The sequence below is a fragment of the Sorangium sp. So ce1335 genome (genome assembly GCF_051521615.1).
GTDB lineage: Bacteria > Myxococcota_A > Polyangia > Polyangiales > Polyangiaceae > Sorangium.
In genome coordinates this window covers 12,225,577-12,243,555 of sequence record NZ_CP150363.1, presented here as the reverse complement: position 1 = coordinate 12,243,555, position 17,979 = coordinate 12,225,577, and the positions used below count along the sequence as shown (strand labels likewise).

19 protein-coding genes are annotated in these 17,979 nt (G+C 71.9%); 10 read left to right on the top strand and 9 right to left on the bottom strand.

Translation table 11 applies throughout. The annotated features are described in order from the left end of the window. Positions 1-55 precede the first annotated feature (55 nt). The 4 genes from WMF24_RS45695 to WMF24_RS45680 form a co-directional block, all read right to left on the bottom strand. Positions 56-1,126 carry a carbohydrate-binding family 9-like protein gene (locus tag WMF24_RS45695; RefSeq protein WP_437733774.1) on the bottom strand — a complete coding sequence of 357 codons (1,071 nt, stop codon included), beginning with the start codon at positions 1,124-1,126 and terminating at the stop codon, positions 56-58. Between the two features lie 41 nt (positions 1,127-1,167). Continuing rightward, a complete protein-coding gene (gene ffh, locus WMF24_RS45690) occupies positions 1,168-2,811 on the bottom strand; it encodes a signal recognition particle protein (RefSeq protein ID WP_437733773.1) in 1,644 nt (547 codons plus the stop codon). 242 nt (positions 2,812-3,053) lie between these two features. After that, on the bottom strand, positions 3,054-3,704 hold the full coding sequence (locus WMF24_RS45685) for a hypothetical protein (protein ID WP_437733772.1): 651 nt from the start codon (positions 3,702-3,704) through the stop codon (positions 3,054-3,056). A 10-nt stretch (positions 3,705-3,714) separates the two neighbouring features. Beyond that, complete coding sequence (locus WMF24_RS45680) at positions 3,715-4,260, bottom strand: hypothetical protein (protein WP_437733771.1); 546 nt, start codon at positions 4,258-4,260, stop codon at positions 3,715-3,717. Between the two features lie 179 nt (positions 4,261-4,439). On the opposite strand from WMF24_RS45680, the gene WMF24_RS45675 reads away from it, so the two are divergent. Together WMF24_RS45675 and WMF24_RS45670 are read left to right on the top strand one after the other, a co-directional pair. After that, positions 4,440-5,129, top strand: a complete 690-nt coding sequence (locus WMF24_RS45675; protein WP_437733770.1) for a hypothetical protein — start codon at positions 4,440-4,442, stop codon at positions 5,127-5,129. Between the two features lie 160 nt (positions 5,130-5,289). Beyond that, positions 5,290-6,474 carry a hypothetical protein gene (locus tag WMF24_RS45670; protein ID WP_437733769.1) on the top strand — a complete coding sequence of 395 codons (1,185 nt, stop codon included), beginning with the start codon at positions 5,290-5,292 and terminating at the stop codon, positions 6,472-6,474. 96 nt (positions 6,475-6,570) lie between these two features. Here WMF24_RS45670 and WMF24_RS45665 read toward each other — a convergent pair whose 3' ends face one another. Both WMF24_RS45665 and WMF24_RS45660 read right to left on the bottom strand, forming a co-directional pair. Continuing rightward, positions 6,571-6,999 (bottom strand): type II toxin-antitoxin system VapC family toxin, encoded by a 429-nt coding sequence (locus tag WMF24_RS45665; protein ID WP_437733768.1) that lies wholly within the window; start codon positions 6,997-6,999, stop codon positions 6,571-6,573. Continuing rightward, positions 6,987-7,259, bottom strand: a complete 273-nt coding sequence (locus WMF24_RS45660; protein ID WP_437733767.1) for a hypothetical protein — start codon at positions 7,257-7,259, stop codon at positions 6,987-6,989. The genes WMF24_RS45665 and WMF24_RS45660 overlap by 13 nt, the downstream gene beginning before the upstream one ends. A gap of 726 nt (positions 7,260-7,985) precedes the next feature. Here WMF24_RS45660 and thiO point away from each other — a divergent pair. From thiO to WMF24_RS45645, 3 genes are all read left to right on the top strand, one after another. Beyond that, positions 7,986-9,095, top strand: coding sequence for a glycine oxidase ThiO (gene thiO / locus WMF24_RS45655; protein WP_437733766.1), 1,110 nt, complete (start codon positions 7,986-7,988; stop codon positions 9,093-9,095). Between the two features lie 173 nt (positions 9,096-9,268). After that, entirely contained in the window at positions 9,269-9,754 is a 486-nt protein-coding gene (locus tag WMF24_RS45650) for a hypothetical protein (RefSeq protein ID WP_437733765.1), read from the top strand. Between the two features lie 323 nt (positions 9,755-10,077). Further along, on the top strand, positions 10,078-10,263 hold the full coding sequence (locus WMF24_RS45645; protein ID WP_437733764.1) for a hypothetical protein: 186 nt from the start codon (positions 10,078-10,080) through the stop codon (positions 10,261-10,263). A gap of 679 nt (positions 10,264-10,942) precedes the next feature. Here WMF24_RS45645 and WMF24_RS45640 read toward each other — a convergent pair. Together WMF24_RS45640 and WMF24_RS45635 are read right to left on the bottom strand one after the other, a co-directional pair. Then, entirely contained in the window at positions 10,943-11,170 is a 228-nt protein-coding gene (locus tag WMF24_RS45640; RefSeq protein WP_437733763.1) for an ATP-binding protein, read from the bottom strand. Between the two features lie 288 nt (positions 11,171-11,458). After that, the gene (locus WMF24_RS45635; RefSeq protein ID WP_437733762.1) at positions 11,459-12,364 is read right to left on the bottom strand and encodes a LysR substrate-binding domain-containing protein; all 906 of its coding nucleotides are present in this window, start codon (positions 12,362-12,364) and stop codon (positions 11,459-11,461) included. 356 nt (positions 12,365-12,720) lie between these two features. Here WMF24_RS45635 and WMF24_RS45630 point away from each other — a divergent pair, with 356 nt between their 5' ends. Continuing rightward, a complete protein-coding gene (locus WMF24_RS45630) occupies positions 12,721-13,176 on the top strand; it encodes a DUF6640 family protein (protein ID WP_437733761.1) in 456 nt (151 codons plus the stop codon). Between the two features lie 106 nt (positions 13,177-13,282). After that, complete coding sequence (locus WMF24_RS45625; protein ID WP_437733760.1) at positions 13,283-13,825, top strand: HupE/UreJ family protein; 543 nt, start codon at positions 13,283-13,285, stop codon at positions 13,823-13,825. Between the two features lie 162 nt (positions 13,826-13,987). Here the strand turns inward: WMF24_RS45625 and WMF24_RS45620 are convergent, their stop codons facing one another. Further along, positions 13,988-14,722, bottom strand: coding sequence for an SDR family oxidoreductase (locus tag WMF24_RS45620; protein ID WP_437733759.1), 735 nt, complete (start codon positions 14,720-14,722; stop codon positions 13,988-13,990). A 70-nt stretch (positions 14,723-14,792) separates the two neighbouring features. Between WMF24_RS45620 and WMF24_RS45615 the strand changes: the two genes are divergently transcribed. The 3 genes from WMF24_RS45615 to WMF24_RS45605 all read left to right on the top strand — a co-directional run bounded on the left by WMF24_RS45615 (position 14,793) and on the right by WMF24_RS45605 (position 17,898). Further along, complete coding sequence (locus WMF24_RS45615) at positions 14,793-15,713, top strand: AraC family transcriptional regulator (RefSeq protein WP_437733758.1); 921 nt, start codon at positions 14,793-14,795, stop codon at positions 15,711-15,713. An 81-nt stretch (positions 15,714-15,794) separates the two neighbouring features. Then, positions 15,795-16,478 carry a response regulator transcription factor gene (locus WMF24_RS45610; RefSeq protein WP_437733757.1) on the top strand — a complete coding sequence of 228 codons (684 nt, stop codon included), beginning with the start codon at positions 15,795-15,797 and terminating at the stop codon, positions 16,476-16,478. Continuing rightward, positions 16,471-17,898, top strand: coding sequence for a HAMP domain-containing sensor histidine kinase (locus WMF24_RS45605; protein WP_437733756.1), 1,428 nt, complete (start codon positions 16,471-16,473; stop codon positions 17,896-17,898). The genes WMF24_RS45610 and WMF24_RS45605 overlap by 8 nt, the downstream gene beginning before the upstream one ends. Positions 17,899-17,979: the final 81 nt, after the last annotated feature.

Below are 17,979 nucleotides of genomic sequence, written 5' to 3'. Positions count from 1 at the left end.
GGCGTGTTCGTCGCCGCGAGGTCGTCGCCGCGGGACAGGGAAAACCAGGCGCCGCTCAGCGGTCGGGCGGATCGGCCCGGTAGCCCGGCTTCGGCCCGGGCGCCGCGGAGGGCGCCGCAGCGCCCGGCCTTTCGCCCGCGGCGCTCGTCGCGCCGGGCGGCTTCGCGGACGGCGCCGCCGCGGGCGCCGGGCCCGCGTCGCGCGCGGGCGCCCCCGCACCGCCCGCCTCGCCCCCGGCCCCGACGAAGCGGACCCGACCGAACCGCCGCGCCCGGTGGAAGTTCCCCTCGCCCAGGATCGGCGACCACGCCGTCCCACCGTTGTTCTGCATGGCGTAGAAGTTCATCCGCCACGCATCCCCCGGCGACGGCGGCGCCGCCTTCGCCTTCGCGAACGAGCTCCACGGGATCTTCGCCTCGACAACGTAGCCTCGGTCCTCGTCCGAGTCGTCGTCGATCGTCCCCCTCAGCTCCACCGCGCTGGTGAGCCCCGCGCTCCATTCCTGGTGACCGAAAGGCCCGCTCGGGCCGCCCCGCGGAGCGTTGTAGCCGTCGAACTGCGAGTCGAAGACGAGGTTCTGGGGGCTTATCTGGATCTCGTAATAGTCCTTGTTGTCTCCGTCGCCGTCGGGGTCGATCATCACCTCGACGGTGTCCCGCTCCCAGAGGTGCGGATCGCGCGCGTCCACGGGGAACCCGCCGGTGATCGTCCCGTCGATGACGTCGAATCCCACGTAGAGGAACGCGTCGTCCCAGAGCAGCCGCGCCTCGCCCTGCGTGGGCAGCGACCGGTCCTCGCGGCCCGTGCCCACGTTGACGAACGGGCCTGTCCTCGCCGCCCCCTGCCACGCCGGCTCGTCGAGCCGGCCGTCGATCGAGATCGCCGCGCCCGGCGCGAGCTTGCGTACCGCGAGCTCCTTCACGGCGGCGAGCTGCCTCCGCGCCGCGGTGTCCGCGCCGCGACCCGCGCCCCCGCTGGCGGACGTCGCCGGCGCCCTCCCGGCCGATCCGGCAGGCGCGGTCCCCTGCTCGCCCCCGCCGCCCCTGGAGCACGAGGCCGCCGCGAAGGCCGCGCCGGCCAGCACCAGGGCCCGCGCGTGCGCCCGCGCCTCGCGCGCACCGTCCACAACGCGCCGCGGGCTACCGGGCCGGCGCACGCGGGCCGCCGCTACTTCCGCCCCTTCTTGCGGGCGTCGCGCTCGCGCTTGCGCTGCGCCTTCTTGGCGTTGCGCTCGCTGGCGCTGAGCGTCTTCATCTTCGTCAGGTTCGGGCCCGCCGCGCCGGCGCCGGGGAAGCCGCCCATGCCGGGCATCCCCATCCCCGGGAAGCCCATCCCCGGGAAGCCCATCCCCGGGAAGCCGCCCATGCCGGGCATCCCCATCCCGGGCATCCCGCCGCCGGCCATCATCTGCTTCTGCATCTCCCGCATGTTCTTGGCCATGGCCATCTGCTTCATGCCGGGGATCTTGCCCATCAGGCCCATGTTCTGGCCGAGGCCGCTCATCATCTGGCGCATGAAGAGGAACTTCTGGACGAGCTCCGTCACGGCCTCGGGCTTGGAGCCCGAGCCCTTCGCGATGCGCTCCACCCGCTTCGGCTCGCGGACGAGCGCGTAGGGGTCGCTCTTCTCCGTGCGGGTCATCGACTGGATGATCGCCTGGATGCGGACGAGCTCCCGGTCGTCGAGGTTGACGTCCTGCGGCAGCCCGCCCGGGAACATGCCGCCGAGGGGCAGCTTGTCGACGAGGTCCTTCAGCGACCCCATCTTCTGGATCATCCGCACCTGATCGAGGAAGTCGTCGAGCGTGAAGTCGCCCTGGAGCATCCGGGCGGCGTCCTTCTCGGCCTTCTTCTGGTCGACGACCTCCTCGAAGTCCTGCATGAGGCCGACGACGTCGCCCATGCCGAGGATGCGGCTCGCCATGCCGTCGGCGCGGAACGGCTCGAACTTGTCGGCCGTCTCGCCGATGCCGCTGAAGAGGACCGGCGCGCCGGTGACCTCCTTGATGCTGAGCGCCGCGCCGCCGCGCGCGTCGCCGTCGAGCTTCGTCAGCACGACGCCGCTGATCGACAGCCGCTCGTTGAAGCCGCGCGCCGTCTTCACGGCGTCCTGGCCGATCATCGCGTCGACGACGAGGAAGATGTTGTCCGGCGTCGTGGCGTCCTTGATCTGCGCGAGCTCCTGCATGAGCGGCTCGTCGATCGCGAGGCGGCCGGCGGTGTCGTAGATGATGACGTCGCGGCCGGTCCGCTTCGCCTCGCCGCGGGCCGCGGCGCAGATGGCCACCGGCGACTCGCCGGGGATGTTGAACACGGGGACCTTGAGCTGCTCGCCGAGCACCTTGAGCTGCTCGACGGCGGCGGGGCGCTGCATGTCGGCCGCGACGAGCAGCGGCTTGCGGCCCTGCTTCTCGAGGTAGCGCGCGAGCTTCGCGCAGCTCGTCGTCTTACCGGAGCCCTGGAGGCCGACCATCATGATGCCCGTGGGCGCGCCGTCGGCCCAGGCGATCTCGTCGCCCTCGTGGGTCATCATCGCCTCGAGCTCGTCGTGGCAGATCTTGATGAAGTGGTCGCTCGCCGAGACCTGGAGGACCTCGCCGGCGTGCTTCACGCGGGTCTCCAGCGTGCGGCCGAGCGCGGCCTGCTTGACGCGGGCGAGGAACGCCTTGACGACGCCGATCTCGACGTCTGCCTCGAGCAGGCTCAGCCTCACCTCGCGGAGCGCGGCGTCGATGTTGCTCTCGGTGAGCTCCGTGAGCCCGGCGAGGCGGTTTCTGGCCTGACGAAAGCCCCGTGTCAGCGTGTCGAACATGGCAGGGCGGTCTTAGCACAGGGGACCGCGAGCGCGGATGCCTTGCCTCCTTGAAGCGCACGTCCATGTGGACCGGCGCGGGCCCGCGGGGCGCCGGGGCGCGGGGCGGCCACCGCGGCGCCCGGCGCGGCGCGGGCGCGGCGGAGCGCCGGGGCGCGGCGGAGCGCCGGGGCGCGGCGGAGCGCCGGGGCGCGGCGGAGCGCCGGGGCGCGGCGGCCGGCGCGGTGCCGGCGGCTTCCGGGTTACATCCCGCGCCGGGCGGCGCGGCGGAGGTCCGCGAGCGCCTCGGCGCACCTCGGCATGGTCGCGGCGCTCTCCTTGATCTTGGCGTCCGCCGCGGCGAGGTCGGCGAGATCCGACAGCGCCCCGGGACCGGCGGACCCCGCGGGCGCCGCGAGCAGGGCGCGGACGCGCGCCTCGGCGGCCGTCGCGTCGAGCAGCAGGCGGTAGGCCCGGGCGCAGGTGTCCCTCGCGTTGACGGCCGGAGGGGTCGACGCGGGGTGCCGCTCGAGCTCGGCGAGCAGCGCCTCGCGCGCGGCGCGCGGCTCGCTCGGGGCGTCGCGCAGCGCGTCGATGGCGTGCAGGAGCGCGTCCGCCTCGTGCTGCTCGGCCGACCGGCCGCACCCGGAGGCACCGTGGACCGCCACGAGCGCGGCGAGCGCTGCCGCGATCCGCCGGGCGGCCGTCCCTGCTGCCGCGGCGCTCGCCGTCGCGCCGGGCGGCCTCGCCGCGTCCGACGGTGCCGCCGCGCCGGGCGGCCTCGCCGCGTCCGACGGTGTCGTCGCGCCGGGCGGCCTCGCCGCGTCCGACGGTGTCGTCGCGCCGGGGGGCGTCACCGCTCCGGGCGGCCTCGCCGCTCCGGACGGCCTCGCCGCGTCGAGCGGCCTCGTCATGGCGGGGGCCTCAGTCCGAGGCCTTCGCGGGGGGCGGGCCCATCTGGATGCGCTCGCCCAGGTAGGCGCCGATCAGCGTGAACAGCACGCCGATGAGGGCCATGATCACGTACATGAAGAGCGGCATCGTCCGCACGGTCTGGCTCTGCAGCAGGTAGAAGACCGTCGGGATCGCGACGAGGAACGAGGCGACGACCGGCTCCAGGAACGTCTTGCCTGGCGAGATCATGCCGAGGAGGACGCCGCCGATGAACCACACAGGGATGGCGACGATCATCCCGTTCGACCCCTCGAAGTCGAGCTGCTGCACGATCATGGGCAGGCCGCCGACGAGCGCCGCGGTGAGCACGCTCTGGAGGACCAGGGCGATGAGGCACCAGAGCAGGGAGAAGCCCTCCTGCTGGTAGCGGCGGTGGCGATCGAGATCGGCGTCGCGGAGAGGCTGCAGAGAGCCCATCCGGGCGCCGCATGCGACGCAGCGCCCGCTCGCCGTCACCGAGGCGTTGTTGGCGCCGCACGACGGGCAGACGATGGAGCTGTCATTCTTCGAGGCCATCGCGGCTAGGCTAGGCAAGCCGCCGCGGGCGGGCAAGCGCGCGCCGACCGGAACCGCTCCGGGGCCGGGTTGTCTCTGGCGGGGTGGGCCGTCGAGCGGCCCTGCCGCGCGCGGCGTCGAAGGGACGCGGCGCGGCTCGTGCACCCCGGCCGGCGCTCCGGCTATATACTCGGCGAAGCGTGCCCACCGACCCGACCTCGACCCTGGAATCCTTGCCGCGCGGCCCGGGCGGCCCCGGCCTCGACCTGACGGGGCCCGATCCGGAGCTGCTCGCGCTGCCCGCGCCGCCGCGGCAGGAGCGCACGGTCACGGTGGTGCTGATGGCGGTGACCGCGATCGCCGCGCTGTGGATGGCCATCGCGCTGCTCGGGGAGGCGCGCTACGCGCTGTCGCCGGGCCGCCCCGTCGACGTGGGCGAGCTCGCGCCGCTGCGCCCGGCGGCGGACCTCGAGAACCGCTACGTGCGCGCCGCGGGTCTGCTCGGCACGCGCGGCGCGATCCGGTACGGGCGGGCCGCGGAGGGCGACTCGTTCCGGCTGGCGCCGGTGGCCGGCAACCCGGGGCTGTGGGTGGAGATCCGGGTGCCGGAGGGCTTCGAGGGCCCGCGCTTCGTGCCGCCGAGCGCGTTCGCCGGGCGGCTCGTGCCGTTCAGGAGCGCGGGGATCCGGCACGCGCGGCTCGCCGCCGAGGTGGAGGAGCAGACGGGGACGGCCGTGACGGACGACGCCTGGCTGCTCATCGACGGCAGCTCGCCGCGCGCCTCGCGCTGGGCGGTGGCGCTCGTGGCGCTGTTCCTCGGGTTCGCTGGCTGGAACCTGTTCGGCATCGCGCGGGTGCTCCACCGCGTGCGGGACGCGAAGCAAGCCTGACGGACGCGGGGCGAGCGTGCGCGGCGCGCAGCGAGCGTGCGCGGCGCAGAGCGCGCAGCGAGCGGCGCGCGGAGCGGGGCGAGCGTGCGCGGCGCGCGCTCGGGTTGCTCCTGTTCTTGACGCGCTCGCCGCGGGGGAGCAGGACGCTGCCCGTCCAGCGATGCCCAGGGTCACCTTCGTCAACGAGCACATGACGGTCGAGACCGAGCCGGGACGGCTCCTCAGCGAGATCGCGTCCGAGCACGGGATCGCGGTCTGCCGCGAGACGTTCCGGGGCACCGGCATCGGCGACTACACGTGCTGGGTGAAGGGGGAGCCCGGCGCGACGTCGCCCCCGACGTTCGTGGAGCGGCTGCTCGGCGCGAAGGGCCAGCGGCGGATGGCGAACAGGGCGCGCGTGCTCGGCGACGTGCAGGTCTGGACCCAGGCCGGCCCGGGCAACCGCCTGCGCGCGCCGCGGCCGATCGCGCCGCCGCCGAGCCCCGCGACGGATCCGGAGGCGCCGCGCAAGCCGATCGACGCGAGCGGCAGCGCGGCGTTCCCGTACGGCGATCCGCGCGCGGTCGGCAAGGGCACGCGCGAGCCGATCGCGGCGGGCGCGCTCGAGGCGAAGGCGGCGAAGGAGAAGAAGGCGAAGGCGGCGGGGGCGCCGGCCAAGGCGACGGAGGCGGCGCCGGCCAAGGCGACGGAGGCGGCGCCGGCCAAGGCGACGGAGGCGGCGCCGGCCAAGGCGACGGAGGCGGCGCCGGCCAAGGCGACGGAGGCGGCGCCGGCCAAGGCGACGGAGGCGGCGCCGGCCAAGGCGACGGAGGCGGCGCCGGCCAAGGCGAAGGCGACGGGCGCCGAGCCGGCTGCGGCGGCTCCGGAACCGGAGGCGAAGGCGCCGAAGGCTGCTGCAGCGAAGGCGTCCAGGACCGCGGCAGCGGCGACGACCGCGGAGGGGGCCGCGACGGCGGCCGCCGAGGCGACGCCGGCGGCCGAGGGGAGCGCAACGGCGCCGAAAGCCGCGACGCCTGCTGCGCCAACTGCCGCAGCAGCCGCGCCCCCTCCCACCGAGGCTGCGGAGACCGCCTCAACGGCGGGGCCCCCTCCCACCGAGGCTGCGGAGACCGCCTCAACGGCGGGGCCCCCCACCTCGGCTGCGGAAACCGCCTCAGCGGCTCAAGAAACCGCCACCGAGGCTCCGAAGACCGCGTCAGCGGCTCAAGAAACCGCCGCCGAGGCCCCGCAAACCGCCTCAGCGGCCACGGAGATCGCGACAGAACCGTCCGACGCCGATGCCGACGCGAGTGCGAGTGGCCCCACAGCGACAATCAAGGAGCGCGACGGAGGGGCGTCGGCGTAGCCTCGTCGCGACGCCAACTCCTCCCTGACGCACCGGCAAACGCGGAGAACGTACGCGGGCCGGTGGCCTCGTACCAGGGCTCTCTGGGTCGTGTCGTCAGGGCTGCGAGGAGGGCTCGTCAAAAGGATTGATGAGCTTCACCCCGCTGCGCGCGACGTCTCGGACATTGCGAGTAACGAGGGTCAAATCGTGGACAATGGCCGTGGCGGCGAGGAGGCCATCGACGATCGGCAACTTGTCTGGTACGGACAGGCGACCCCAGACCTCTGCTATCTCCTGGGTCACTGGCAGAATCCGTCCGCTAAACGCAAGGAGGATGCGAGCCAGCCAGGCTTCCAGGATCTGTGCTTGTACAGTGTCCTTGCGACGCAAGCTTTCGATGCCGCGTCGGATCTCCCCGACGACAAGCACGGAGAGGAACATGGCGCTCTGTTCCACGCGCGTCGACCAGGCGATGAAGCGCGGGTGCGCCGCTCCCGCCTTGCGCAGCTCGGAGGCGACGTTCGTATCGATCAGGTACCCCACTCGGGCAGCTCCCGCCCGTGCTCGACGGGTCGCTCGAAGTCGGCATCGTCACCCACGTTGGGCCCCTGCATGAGCAATTCGTACAACGTGCCCTCCTTCTCGGGTGCGGACGGCACGGCGATCTCGTTCACCGCTTCCGGCGCCACGTCCCCTCGAGCGACCCAGAACACAGCCGCCGCCTGCCGCATCTCGTCGGCGACCTGCCGCGGGCTCTTGGGCGTACGGAACGCGTCCTCTCGGATTTCCATGACGATCCGCATACGGTCCTCTCCTCTTGCTTCCTGCTTCAGACCCCTGGAGCGACAAACGCGTTGAACCCGCCTGAAACGCGCGGGATATCGAACCGCCAAGGCGCCAAGATATCGTCTTCTTGGCGTCCTCGGCGCCTTGGCGGTTCATTTCTCGCTCGATCGACGTGATCGGTGTTCTAGCCCGTTCTTCCGCGCGAGCACACCGTTCATCCGCCGCCTCCCGCCCCGCCGACCCCCGGCAGCGCTTCCCCCTGCCGGACGCCCGCAGCGCTTCCCCCCTTGCCGGGCGCCCGCAGCGCTTCCCTCCTGCCGGGCGCCCGCAGCGCTTCCACCACCCCCTGCCGGGCGTCCGCAGCGCTTCCACCACCCCCTGCCGGGCGTCCGCAGCGCTTCCACCACCCCCTGCCGGGCGTCCGCAGCGCTTCCACCACCCCCTGCCGGGCGTCCGCAGCCTTTCCCCCACCCCCTGCCGGGCGTCCGCAGCCCTTCCCCCCACCCCTGCCGGGCGTCCGCAGCCCTTCGCCCCACCCCTGCCGGGTGCCCCCGACGCTGACCTCTGGCTGCTGCGCCTCTTCCACGCGCGGCAGCAGCGGCCGCTGGCCGCGCCGATCTCCCCCGACTGAGCCCAGCGGCAGCGGTGATCGGGCCATGCGTCGGGCGGCTGATCCCGGCGCCAGCCCCCCGCAGCGCTCCCGCTCGGCTCCCCTCCGCCCCCGGCGTGCTATGCACGCGCCGATGAGCGACGTGGTGGTGATCGGCGGCGGCGTGGCCGGGTGCGCGTCGGCGCTCGCCCTCGCGCGGCGCGGGCTGTCCGTGCGCGTCCTCGAGCGCAACCCGGGCGAGGGCGCCTCCTGGGCGGCGGCGGGCATCATCGGCCCCCAGCTCGAGGCCGCCGGCGACGGCCCCCTCGCGCGGCTCTGCCTCGCGAGCCGCGACCTCTACCCGGAGCTCGCCGCCTCGCTCGCCGAGGCGACGGGCATCGACGTGGGCTTCCGGCGGTGCGGCGCGCTGCGCGTGGCGCTCTCCGCGGCCGGGCGCGACGAGATCGCGCGCGAGATCGCCTGGCAGCGGGAGGCCGGCCTCTCCGTCGAGCTCTGCGACGGCGGCGCGGCGCGGGCGCGCGCGCCGGCGCTCTGTGACGAGGTCGCCGGCGGCGTGTGGCTCGCCGACGAGGCGCGGATCGATCCGCCGTCGCTCATGCGCGCGCTGCGCATCGCGGCCGAGCGCGCCGGCGTGCAGTTCCGCAGCGGGGCGACCGTCCGGCGCGTCCTCGTCGAGCGCGAGCAGGCGTGCGGCGCGCAGCTCGAGGACGGCACCCGGGTCGAGGCGCGCTGGACGGTGGTCGCCGCGGGGAGCTGGTCGTCGCTGCTCGAGGCCTCGAGCCTCGCGCCCGCCGCGGTGCGCCCCGTGCGCGGGCAGATCGTCGAGCTCACGCCGGCGTCGCCGGTGCTGTCGCAGGTGATCTTCGGGCCCGGGTGCTACCTGTCGCCGCGCGACGACGGGCGCGTGCTCGTCGGCGCGACCATGGAGTTCGCCGGCTACGTCACGGCCGTGACGTCGCGCGCCGTGCGCGATCTGCTGACCGCGGCGCTCCGCCTCGTGCCCGCGCTCGGCGACGCGCCGATCGGCAGGACGTGGGCCGGGCTCCGGCCGCACACGAAGGACGATCTGCCGATCCTCGGGGAGGGGGAGATCCCGCGGCTCGTCTTCGCGACGGGGCACTTCCGCAACGGCGTGCTCCTCGCCCCCGTCACCGCGGCGATCGTCGCGGCGCAGATCGCGGGCGAGCAGCCGCCGCTGGATCTGTCCCCCTTCTCCCCCGGACGGCCCGGCCTCGCCGGCTGAGCGCGCCGACCGCCGCCGTCGCCTGGCCGCCGCGCGCGCCGCGCCTTCCGATCTCACCGCGGCGCGCGCCGCGCATTCCGATCTCGCCGCCGGTCGTGCCACGTCTTCGGGCAACCACGCCGATGCTGGTCGGCGTGCGTTCGCCGCGCGGAGCGCCTACGCTGGGCGCCGCCATGGCGCCCACCTGCGAGATCATCCCGATCCGGTTCTACTTCCATTGTGGCTGGGCCATCCAGGTCGATCCTTCCTTCGATTCCGAGCTCCTGTACGGCGGGGAGACGCTGCGGATGTTCGATCCGGGCGAGCGCCGCGAGGTCTCGCTCTCGTCGATGATCTACCGGCGGCACGACGGCGCGCCCTTCACCGCCAAGGAGGTGCTGGACACCTTCCCGCCGCACGAGATGTCGGGGCTGCGCTACGAGCACGAGGCGGGGCCGCTCGCGGGCGCCGCGCTGTGGATGCACGGCGAGAGCGATGACCAGCCCGAGCCGTGCTGGGTGCTCATGGCCATCATGGTGTGCCCCGAGGCCGGCCGGCTCGCGCGTTGCACCATCGTCTGCAAGGACGAGTCGGACCGGGACTGGGCCGTCGACACCTGGCGGAGCATCACGCGGACGCCGCCGCCCGTGCAGGCCAAGCCTGGCGCGGCAACGAGCTAACTCCGCGCGTCAGAAATCCCGCCAGGAACACCGGTCGATGACGAGCGGTCGCCGGAAACAGTAGGAATTTTAATGGTTTCCGCGTGTTTCGCCGCCGAGGGTGGCTCCGAGGTGGCCCAACGGGGCGCCCTGCGCCGCCGCGTCGCCCGCGGTGAACGGCTCGCGGCATCACCGGTCCCACCGTATAGCCACGCTGCACGCCCTGGTTGACATAGAGAACGTTTCGCGATCCGCATTCCTCCTTGAAAAGGGTGACGCTGTATCAGCAACTTATCCATGCACCGAAGGGCCGCGTTCACTCCACTGCCCACGGTGCGAGCGAGATGATGGCGGCGGACGCGCCGCCGAGGCTCACGCTCGTGCACCTGTTCGCGTCGGGGTCGTCCCGCGCGGGCGGCGCCGAGCACCGGGTCGCCACGCTCCTCCTGGAGGCGCTCGCCGGCAAGAAGCTCCGGCTCGGCGCGCGCGAGGTCGCTCCGGAGACGTACGCGCAAGCGTTCGAGGAGTAGGTCAGCCGCGGCGACGACGCGCCGCGCCTGGCCGCGCGGCGCGGATACCGCGAGCACTTCGGGGTGCACCTGCACGAGCCGGTGCGGGAGTAATCGCGCCGTCTGGGGGCGTGGCTCCGACGCGTCTCGGCAGGTCTTGCCTAGTCGCAACGAAGCGCCTTCCCACGCGATCCAGCTCCGAACGTCGAGGATCTACTCCGGGATTCCGTACGACTTGCAGTCGCTCTCCCAGACGGAATTCACATGATCTTTGTTGGTCCAGGTGCTAGTCCCGTCGCCCCTGTCACAGCACCGAATCCAAGCAGGATAGTGCGGATCGCCGGGCCGAAGATTGCGACAGAGAGCGCTTTGAGCCTCTCCAGTCTCCTCTGCGCCGCTTTGGTCGCCCCCGACGCACGCACCGAACGCAAACATTGACACGAGAACAACAACCACGCCCACTGCTCGCGAATCCATACCCGCCTCCCGTTCCACGATCGCTGGTCAGCATCCAGCGTGCACCGCCGCTTATCTGGCACCTTGTGCCAAGCGGGTCAACTACAGCCGAGCAGCTTCACACACAGACCCAAAGCTCTTCACATCTCGCGTCAATCGACCCCACTACAAGTATCAGGGTGGGAACTGGAACATGGGAGAAGGACGTCCAAAGGGAGAAGGAAGTCCAAACATTTCGGAGACGTCAAGCCCAAACTGCGGGACCTGCCCTGGGTGGGATCAGCAGCGACGGGGACGTGTATTTCCGTATCCGCCGCTCCAGGGCCGGCAACGACTCCTGCTTGAGCAGATCTGCGAGCGCGGCCGACAACGTCGTGAAGCGCACGGTGTAGCCGCGCTGGAGCGCGAGCATGCCGAGGTTCTGGGCGAGCATGGTCTTGCCGACGCCGCTCGGAACGCCATCGTTGGGCATCGTAGGACTCCAGGTCGTGGGGGATCACGTCGCGATCGGGGACGTGGCCTCCGAGATCGATGTCGATGGGGACAGGGCCGTCGGCGGCGCGGCGGCGCTCCTCGCGAAGCACGGCGAGGGCGCCGGGATCGTGGGTGCCGCGGGCGATGGCCTCGCGCGCCGCAGCGCCCAGGATCTCGACGCCGTACAGGTCGAGAAGGCGCAGGGCCTTGGCGGTCATGAAGCCGACGTCGCGACCGGCCGAGGCGCGCGGCCCGGGAGGCGACGCGGACATCGACGAAAGGGAGCTTACGACCGTGATGTGGCCCGATCCGAGGAGCCGGATGCCAGCTTCACGAAGGCGCGTACAGCGCCGGCGGTCTCGTCAGCGCGGCCGATCAGGAGCAGCTCGGCGAAGATGTTCTTCGGCGCGACGAACGGACGATAGACGATGCGGGGAACCTTCACCTGAATCAGCGGTTTTGGAGCCAGCGCCACGCCCAGGCCTGCGCCGGCCAACGACAGCATGCTCAAGGTGGTGTCGGCGCGGTGGACCCGGCGCGGCTCGCGTCCTATCATGAGAATCAATCTCTTCATCACGTCGCCACCGGCCTCTTCCGATGGGAACATGATGAGCGGCTCTCCGGCGAGCATCTTCGGCGTCACGCGCCTGTGCGCCGCGAGCGTGTGCTCCTCTGCCATCGCGACCACCAGCGGCCAAGCGCCGATCGGTTGGACGCTCAACCGCGGATCTACCTTGAGAGCGAACGCCGGGCAGTAGCCGACGTCAACCTCGCCGGTCAACACGGCTTCCGCCTGCCTCGAAGGTGGCATCTCGCGCAGCTCGATCTCCGCGGCAGGATGGGCTCTGCGGAACGCTCGCAGGTGGTCCGTCATCTTGCCAGTGAGGATCGCGTTGCCCGCGTAACCGATGCGAACGTTGCCGATGTCGCCGCGCAGCGATTGCTGGACGATCGCCTTGGCCCGCTCCGCCTGCGCGACCGCCCGCTGCGCCTCGACGACCAGCAATGCGCCGGCTTCGGTCAGCTCCACGCGCCGACTCGTCCGCACGAACAGCGCGCCGCCGATCTCGTCTTCGAGCGCCCGAATCTGCATGCTCAGCGCCGGCTGAACGATGTGCAGTCGCTGCGCGGCGCGGCCGAAATGGCGTTCTTCGGCGACGGCCAGGAAATAGCGAAGGTGTCGTAGGTCCACGACATTCGACCGTACCATGGATCAATCAGAGGATCAAATCGATCGATTGGATCAATATATTGTTATCTTGGCGAATGGGCGGCTATGGTCTTCGTGATCCACCGCGGAGAGCCCATGAATAATCATGTGCGGAAGGAAAAGCTCGGGCTCACGGCCATGTCGGTCGCATCCCCGGGAACATCATCAGCTCCACCGCATCCCCGTGCGAAGCGGTCCAAACCGCGCAGAAGCAAGAGACCATGGGGGCTGGCCTTATCAAGATCGGCAACGCCGACGGGGCCGATCCGCTCGCAACATGGCCGCGCTGATGAGGGAAGCGGGCTATTTCAACCAACGAGAGTCAGGAGCCTATCACCATGAACCGCAGTACCCTGGGAAGAGTCGTTCTCACGTTCGTTCTGGCGAGCGGCGCCATCGTCGCTGTCGGCGTGGACTGGAATGAAACCCACCTGTTCAACCCTGCATGGCATGAGCATGCGCGCTTTCATGACGCCCTCATGCTGCTCATCCTGTGTGGCGTGACGATCGTCGGATTGTGGATGATGTGGCGGCGGTCCATGGAGCCGCAGGTCGGGTTCAACGTGGCGGCCTGGATCGTCGTCATCATCTGGACGCCCTTCTTCTACATTACGTGGCTCATCCCGGGGACCAGCCTGCTCGCGGGACCCGACGTGCCGCTCCCGGTCGTCGCGGGCGTGCCGCTCTACCCGAACGTGCTCATCGCAGGTACCGAGCTCTTGCTCGCGGCGCTCGCCTACAAGCTCTTCCACAGCGATCCTGCATCGGCGGCAGCGCGCGTGGCGAACGCCTGACGAGGAGAGGCGCTTCATGAACTCCACGATCCAAAAGACGATGGGATGGGCTTCATGTCCCGGCGCGCGCGCCCTGCTCGTCGCCACGCTCGTCTCGTGGCCCTCCGTGACCTGGGCGCACCCGGGCGGCGCCGACGCGGGATTTCTGAAGGGCCTCTTCCATCCGGTGTTCGGCGCGGACCACCTGCTCGCGATGGTGAGCGTCGGTGTCGTCAGCTCGCAGCTCGGCGGAAAGCACCTCCTCCGGATCCCCGCCACGTTCGTCGCCGCGATGCTGGTCGGCGGCCTCCTGGGAATGGCGCAATGGCCCATGCCCCTGGGCGAGCTTTGCATCGCGGCGTCGGTCGCGGCGCTCGGTCTCGGCATCGTCACCACGACCCGTGGCTCCTCACCGTTCCTGCTCTCCGGATGCGTGGCGATGTTCGGTGTCTTTCACGGACATGCCCACGGCCTGGAGATGCCTCATGCGGTCAGCCCGGCGCTGTATGCCATGGGCTTTCTGCTGAGCACGACCGTGCTTCATCTCTGCGGTCTCGTCCTCGGCGAGCTCGCCGCTGGTCGAGAGTCCCTGTCGCGGGGGCTGCGCTATGCCGGCGCCGCCGTGATGGGGACGGGGATGGTCCTTCTGGTGCGCGGGGCCGGCATCTGACTGGAAGCGGCTCGCCACGACGGATGCGGAAGGCGAAGAGACGGGCATCGCGACGAAGTGGGCGCGCGACGCTTCTTACTGGCGGCATCGAACCTGCTCGGGTTCCCGGGGACTTCGCTGTTCTTCCGCGTGCACGAGGGCCGTCACCCCCTCGTCCTGTCCTCAGCCCTGCGCCGTAGGCCACACGACGACGCTTCCGACGTTGACCTCGGGCGGCTGCTCGATCGCGAAGGCAATGGCGCGGGCGATCGAGTCCGCCGGGATCGCGATGGAATCGGCGGTCGACCGGATCGCGCTCCGCGTCGCCTCGTCGGTGATCGTGTCCGCGAAATCCGTCGCGATCATGCCGGGGGAGATCTCGGTGACGCGCAGGTTCGGCCCGGACTCCTGGCGCAGCGCCTCGGTGATCGTGCGGACCGCGTTCTTGGTGGCGCCGTAGACGCCCATCGTGGGCACGACCTTGAGGCCGGCGACGGAGATGACATTGACGATGTGGCCGCTCTTCTGCCGACCGAAGACGGGCAGCGCGGCGGCAATGCCGTAAAGAACGCCCTTGAGGTTCACGTCGATCATTGCGTCCCAATCATGGACGTGCAGCGCGTCGAAGCGCGAGATCGGGGCGATGCCCGCGTTGTTGACGAGGACGTCGAGCCGTCCAAACCGGTCGCAGGCGAAGTCCACCAGCCCTTGAAGGTCCGCTCGCTTGGTGACGTCGGTGATTCGATGAATCGCACGCCCCCCGGCCGCCTCGATCTCTCCCGCGACCGCCGCGATCTCCGCTTCGCGCCGGGCGCCGATCACGATCCGCGCGCCGCGCGAGGCCAGAAGAATCGCTGTGGCCCGGCCGATCCCTCTGCCGCCGCCCGTGATCGCGACGACCTTGCCCTCGATGGTCATGTGATGCCTCCTGGGTTGCGTTCGAATAAGGCTAGTCGGGCGAGGCCGGTCGCTCCAGGATTGTTCGGCCATGATTTTGTCGCGATCGTCCAGAGAGACGCAGGATCCCCTCTCCCATGTGCTGTCGGCCCTGGGCGTGCGCAGCGTCAGGTCCACGCGGTTCGAGGCGTCGGGCGACTGGGCGCTCGCCTTTCCCGGCAAGGCGAGGCTGAAGTTCGTCGCGCTCCTGCGCGGGCGGTGCTGGATGCTCCTGCCCGACCACCCGCCGGAGGCGCTGACCGAGGGCGACGTGTTCCTGATCGGCGATACTCCCTATACGGTAGCGAGCGACCCTGCGGTCGAGCCTGTGGACGGCGCGCCGTTCTACGCGCAGCCGGGCCGTGACGTCTTGCGCCTGGGCGACGGCCTCCAGACAGGGCTTCTGGGCGGGAGCGTCGACTTCGCCGATGGCGATGCGGCCTTCATCCTGGAGGCGCTGCCCGCGTTCCTCCGGGTCGATCGTGCCTCGCCCGGGGCGGGAGCCGTCGCGCGGACGTTGGCGTGCCTGGAGGCGGAGATCGGCGAGGACCGGCCGGGGGCCCCGCTCATCGCCGACCGTCTGGCGGAAATCCTCCTGGTCGAGGCGATCCGTGCTTATATCGCGATGGGTGCCGAGGATCGCGTCGGCTGGATCGGCGCCCTGGCAGATCGGCAGGTCGGCGCGGCGCTCCGGCTCATGCATAGCGAGGTGGCCGAGCCCTGGACGGTGGCCCGGCTGGCAGCGCGTGTCGGCATGTCGCGCTCCGCCTTCTCGGCCCGCTTCGTGGCGCGCGTTGGTCGGCCGCCGCTCGATTATCTCACTCATTGGCGCATGGTGCTGGCGCGACGATTGCTGTGCGAAGGGCGGGAGCCCATCGCGAGCGTGGCGGCCGAGGTCGGCTATAGCTCGCAGAGCGCCTTCGCCCATGCGTTCAAGCGCACGTTCGGATATCCGCCGCGGAGCGTCGCTTGAGGAGCGCAGCCCGGAGCTCACCTCTTGCCGAGGCCGAGTTCTCAGGAAGCTCTCAGGATCTTCTGGCATCCTGGGGGGGCCATGCGCGTGCTGTTGGTGGAAGACGAGGAGCGGCTGGCGGAGGCCATCGCGAGCGGACTCGCGGCCGAGGGCTTCGCCGTGGACGCGGTGCGGAGCGGGGCGGACGGGCTGTGGCGCGCGACCGAGGGCCAGTACGCGGCCGTCATCCTCGACATCCTGCTGCCAGACCTGAACGGGTACGAGGTGTGCGCGGCGCTGCGCGAGCGCGACGTCTGGACGCCGATCCTGATGCTCACGGCGAAGGACGGGGAGTACGACGTCGCGGAGGCGCTCGACACGGGGGCGGACGACTTCCTCTCGAAACCCTTCTCGTACGTCGTCCTGGTGGCGCGGCTCAGGGCGCTGGTGCGCCGCGGAGCGGCCCCGCGGCCCGCCGTGCTGCGCGTGGGCGATCTGGAGCTGGATCCAGCGACGCGCAGGTGCCGGCGCGACGGGCAGGACATCTCGCTCACCCCGCGCGAGTTCGCGCTGCTCGACGCGCTCATGCGCCGCCGCGGCGAGGTCGTCCCCAAGCAGCGCATCCTCGATGTGGTCTGGGGCCTCGATTTCCCGGGCGATCCCAACGTCGTGGAGGTGTACGTGCGGTACCTCCGACAGAAGATCGACGCGCCCTTCGGGCGCCGCAGCCTCGAGACCGTGCGCGGCGTGGGCTATCGGTTGCGCGAGGAGCGGCGGCATGGCTGACGCGCGGCGCTCGCACCGCGCAGGCATGCTCGCGCGGGCCGGCTCGCTCCGCGTGCGGCTGACGGTCGCGGTCGCGGTCCTGTCGGGCGCGGGCCTCACCCTGGGCGGCGCCCTGCTCGTGCGCGCCGTCGAGGCGACCGTGCTCCGGGCCGTCGAGGACGCGAACCGCGCCGAGCTGGAGGCCCTCCGCGCGCAGATCGAGCTCGGCGTACCCGTCGATGGGCTGAAGATCGAGGCGCCGCCGCCCAGGTTCATCCGCCTCTTCCGGCAGGACGGCACGGAGGTCACCCGGGAGACCGCCGCGGAATTTCCCCCGCCCCTTACCTTCGGCTTCGGCCTTGCCCCGACGGACCCGCCAGCGCTGCCTGCCCCACCGCCGGGGCTCGGTCGGCGCGCGCCGCCGTGGTCCGTCGTCGAGATGCCGATCGTGTCACCGGCCGACGGGCCGCTCACCGCCATTGCCATGAGCCCGCTGGACGACGTCCTCCGCAGCACGAGGACGCTGACCCGGGTGCTCGCGGTCGGCATCCCCGCGCTGGTCCTTCTCCTCACGGCGGCGGCGTGGGTCCTGATCGGCCGCACGCTCCGGCCGGTGCGCGCCATGACGCTGCGCGCCGCCGGCATCGCCGACGCGACCACGGGCGAGCGGCTCGCGGTGCCGCCGACGTTCGACGAGGTGGCCGAGCTCGGGCGCACGCTGAACGGCATGCTCGACCGGCTCGCCGACGGCGCGCGCCGCCAGCGGGAGTTCGTGTCGGACGCCTCGCACGAGCTGCGCAGCCCCATCGCCGCCGTGCGCACCTCGCTCGAGGTCTCGCTCGCGCACCCGGACCGGGCGGATCCCTCGACGGTCCAGCGCGGGCTGCTCGCCGAGATCCTGCGGCTCGAGGCGCTCGTCGCGGATCTGCTCGCGCTCGCGCGCCTCGACGAGCAGCGCGCGCCGCCTCACGACGAGATCGATCTCGACGACGTCGTGCTCGAGGAGGCCGCGCGCGCCCGCGCCGTCCCCGTCGACACCCGCGGGGTGAGCGCGGCCAAGGTCCGCGGCGACCGCCGCGGCCTCGAGCACCTCGTGCGCAACCTGCTCGACAACGCGGCGCGGTACGCCGCGTCCCGCGTGATCGTCACCACGGAGATCGACGATCGCGAGGTCGTCCTGCGCGTGGACGACGACGGCCCCGGGATCCCGGAGCAGGACCGCGCGCGCGTGTTCGAGCGGTTCACGCGGGTCGCCTCCAGCCGATCCCGCGACGCCGGCGGCGCGGGCCTCGGCCTGGCCCTCGTGCAGCGCATCACGGAGCAGCACGGCGGCGCCGTGCGGGCGGGCCGATCGCCGCAGGGCGGCGCCCGCCTGGAGGTGCGCCTCCCGGCGCTCGCCGCGTTCTGCGGATCGGCGAGCGCGGAGCTCGGCTCCGCGTGAGAGGTGCGCCCCCCGGCGCTCGCCGCGTTCTGCGGATCGGCGAGCGCGGAGCTCGGCTCCGCGTGAGCTGAGGAGCCTCTC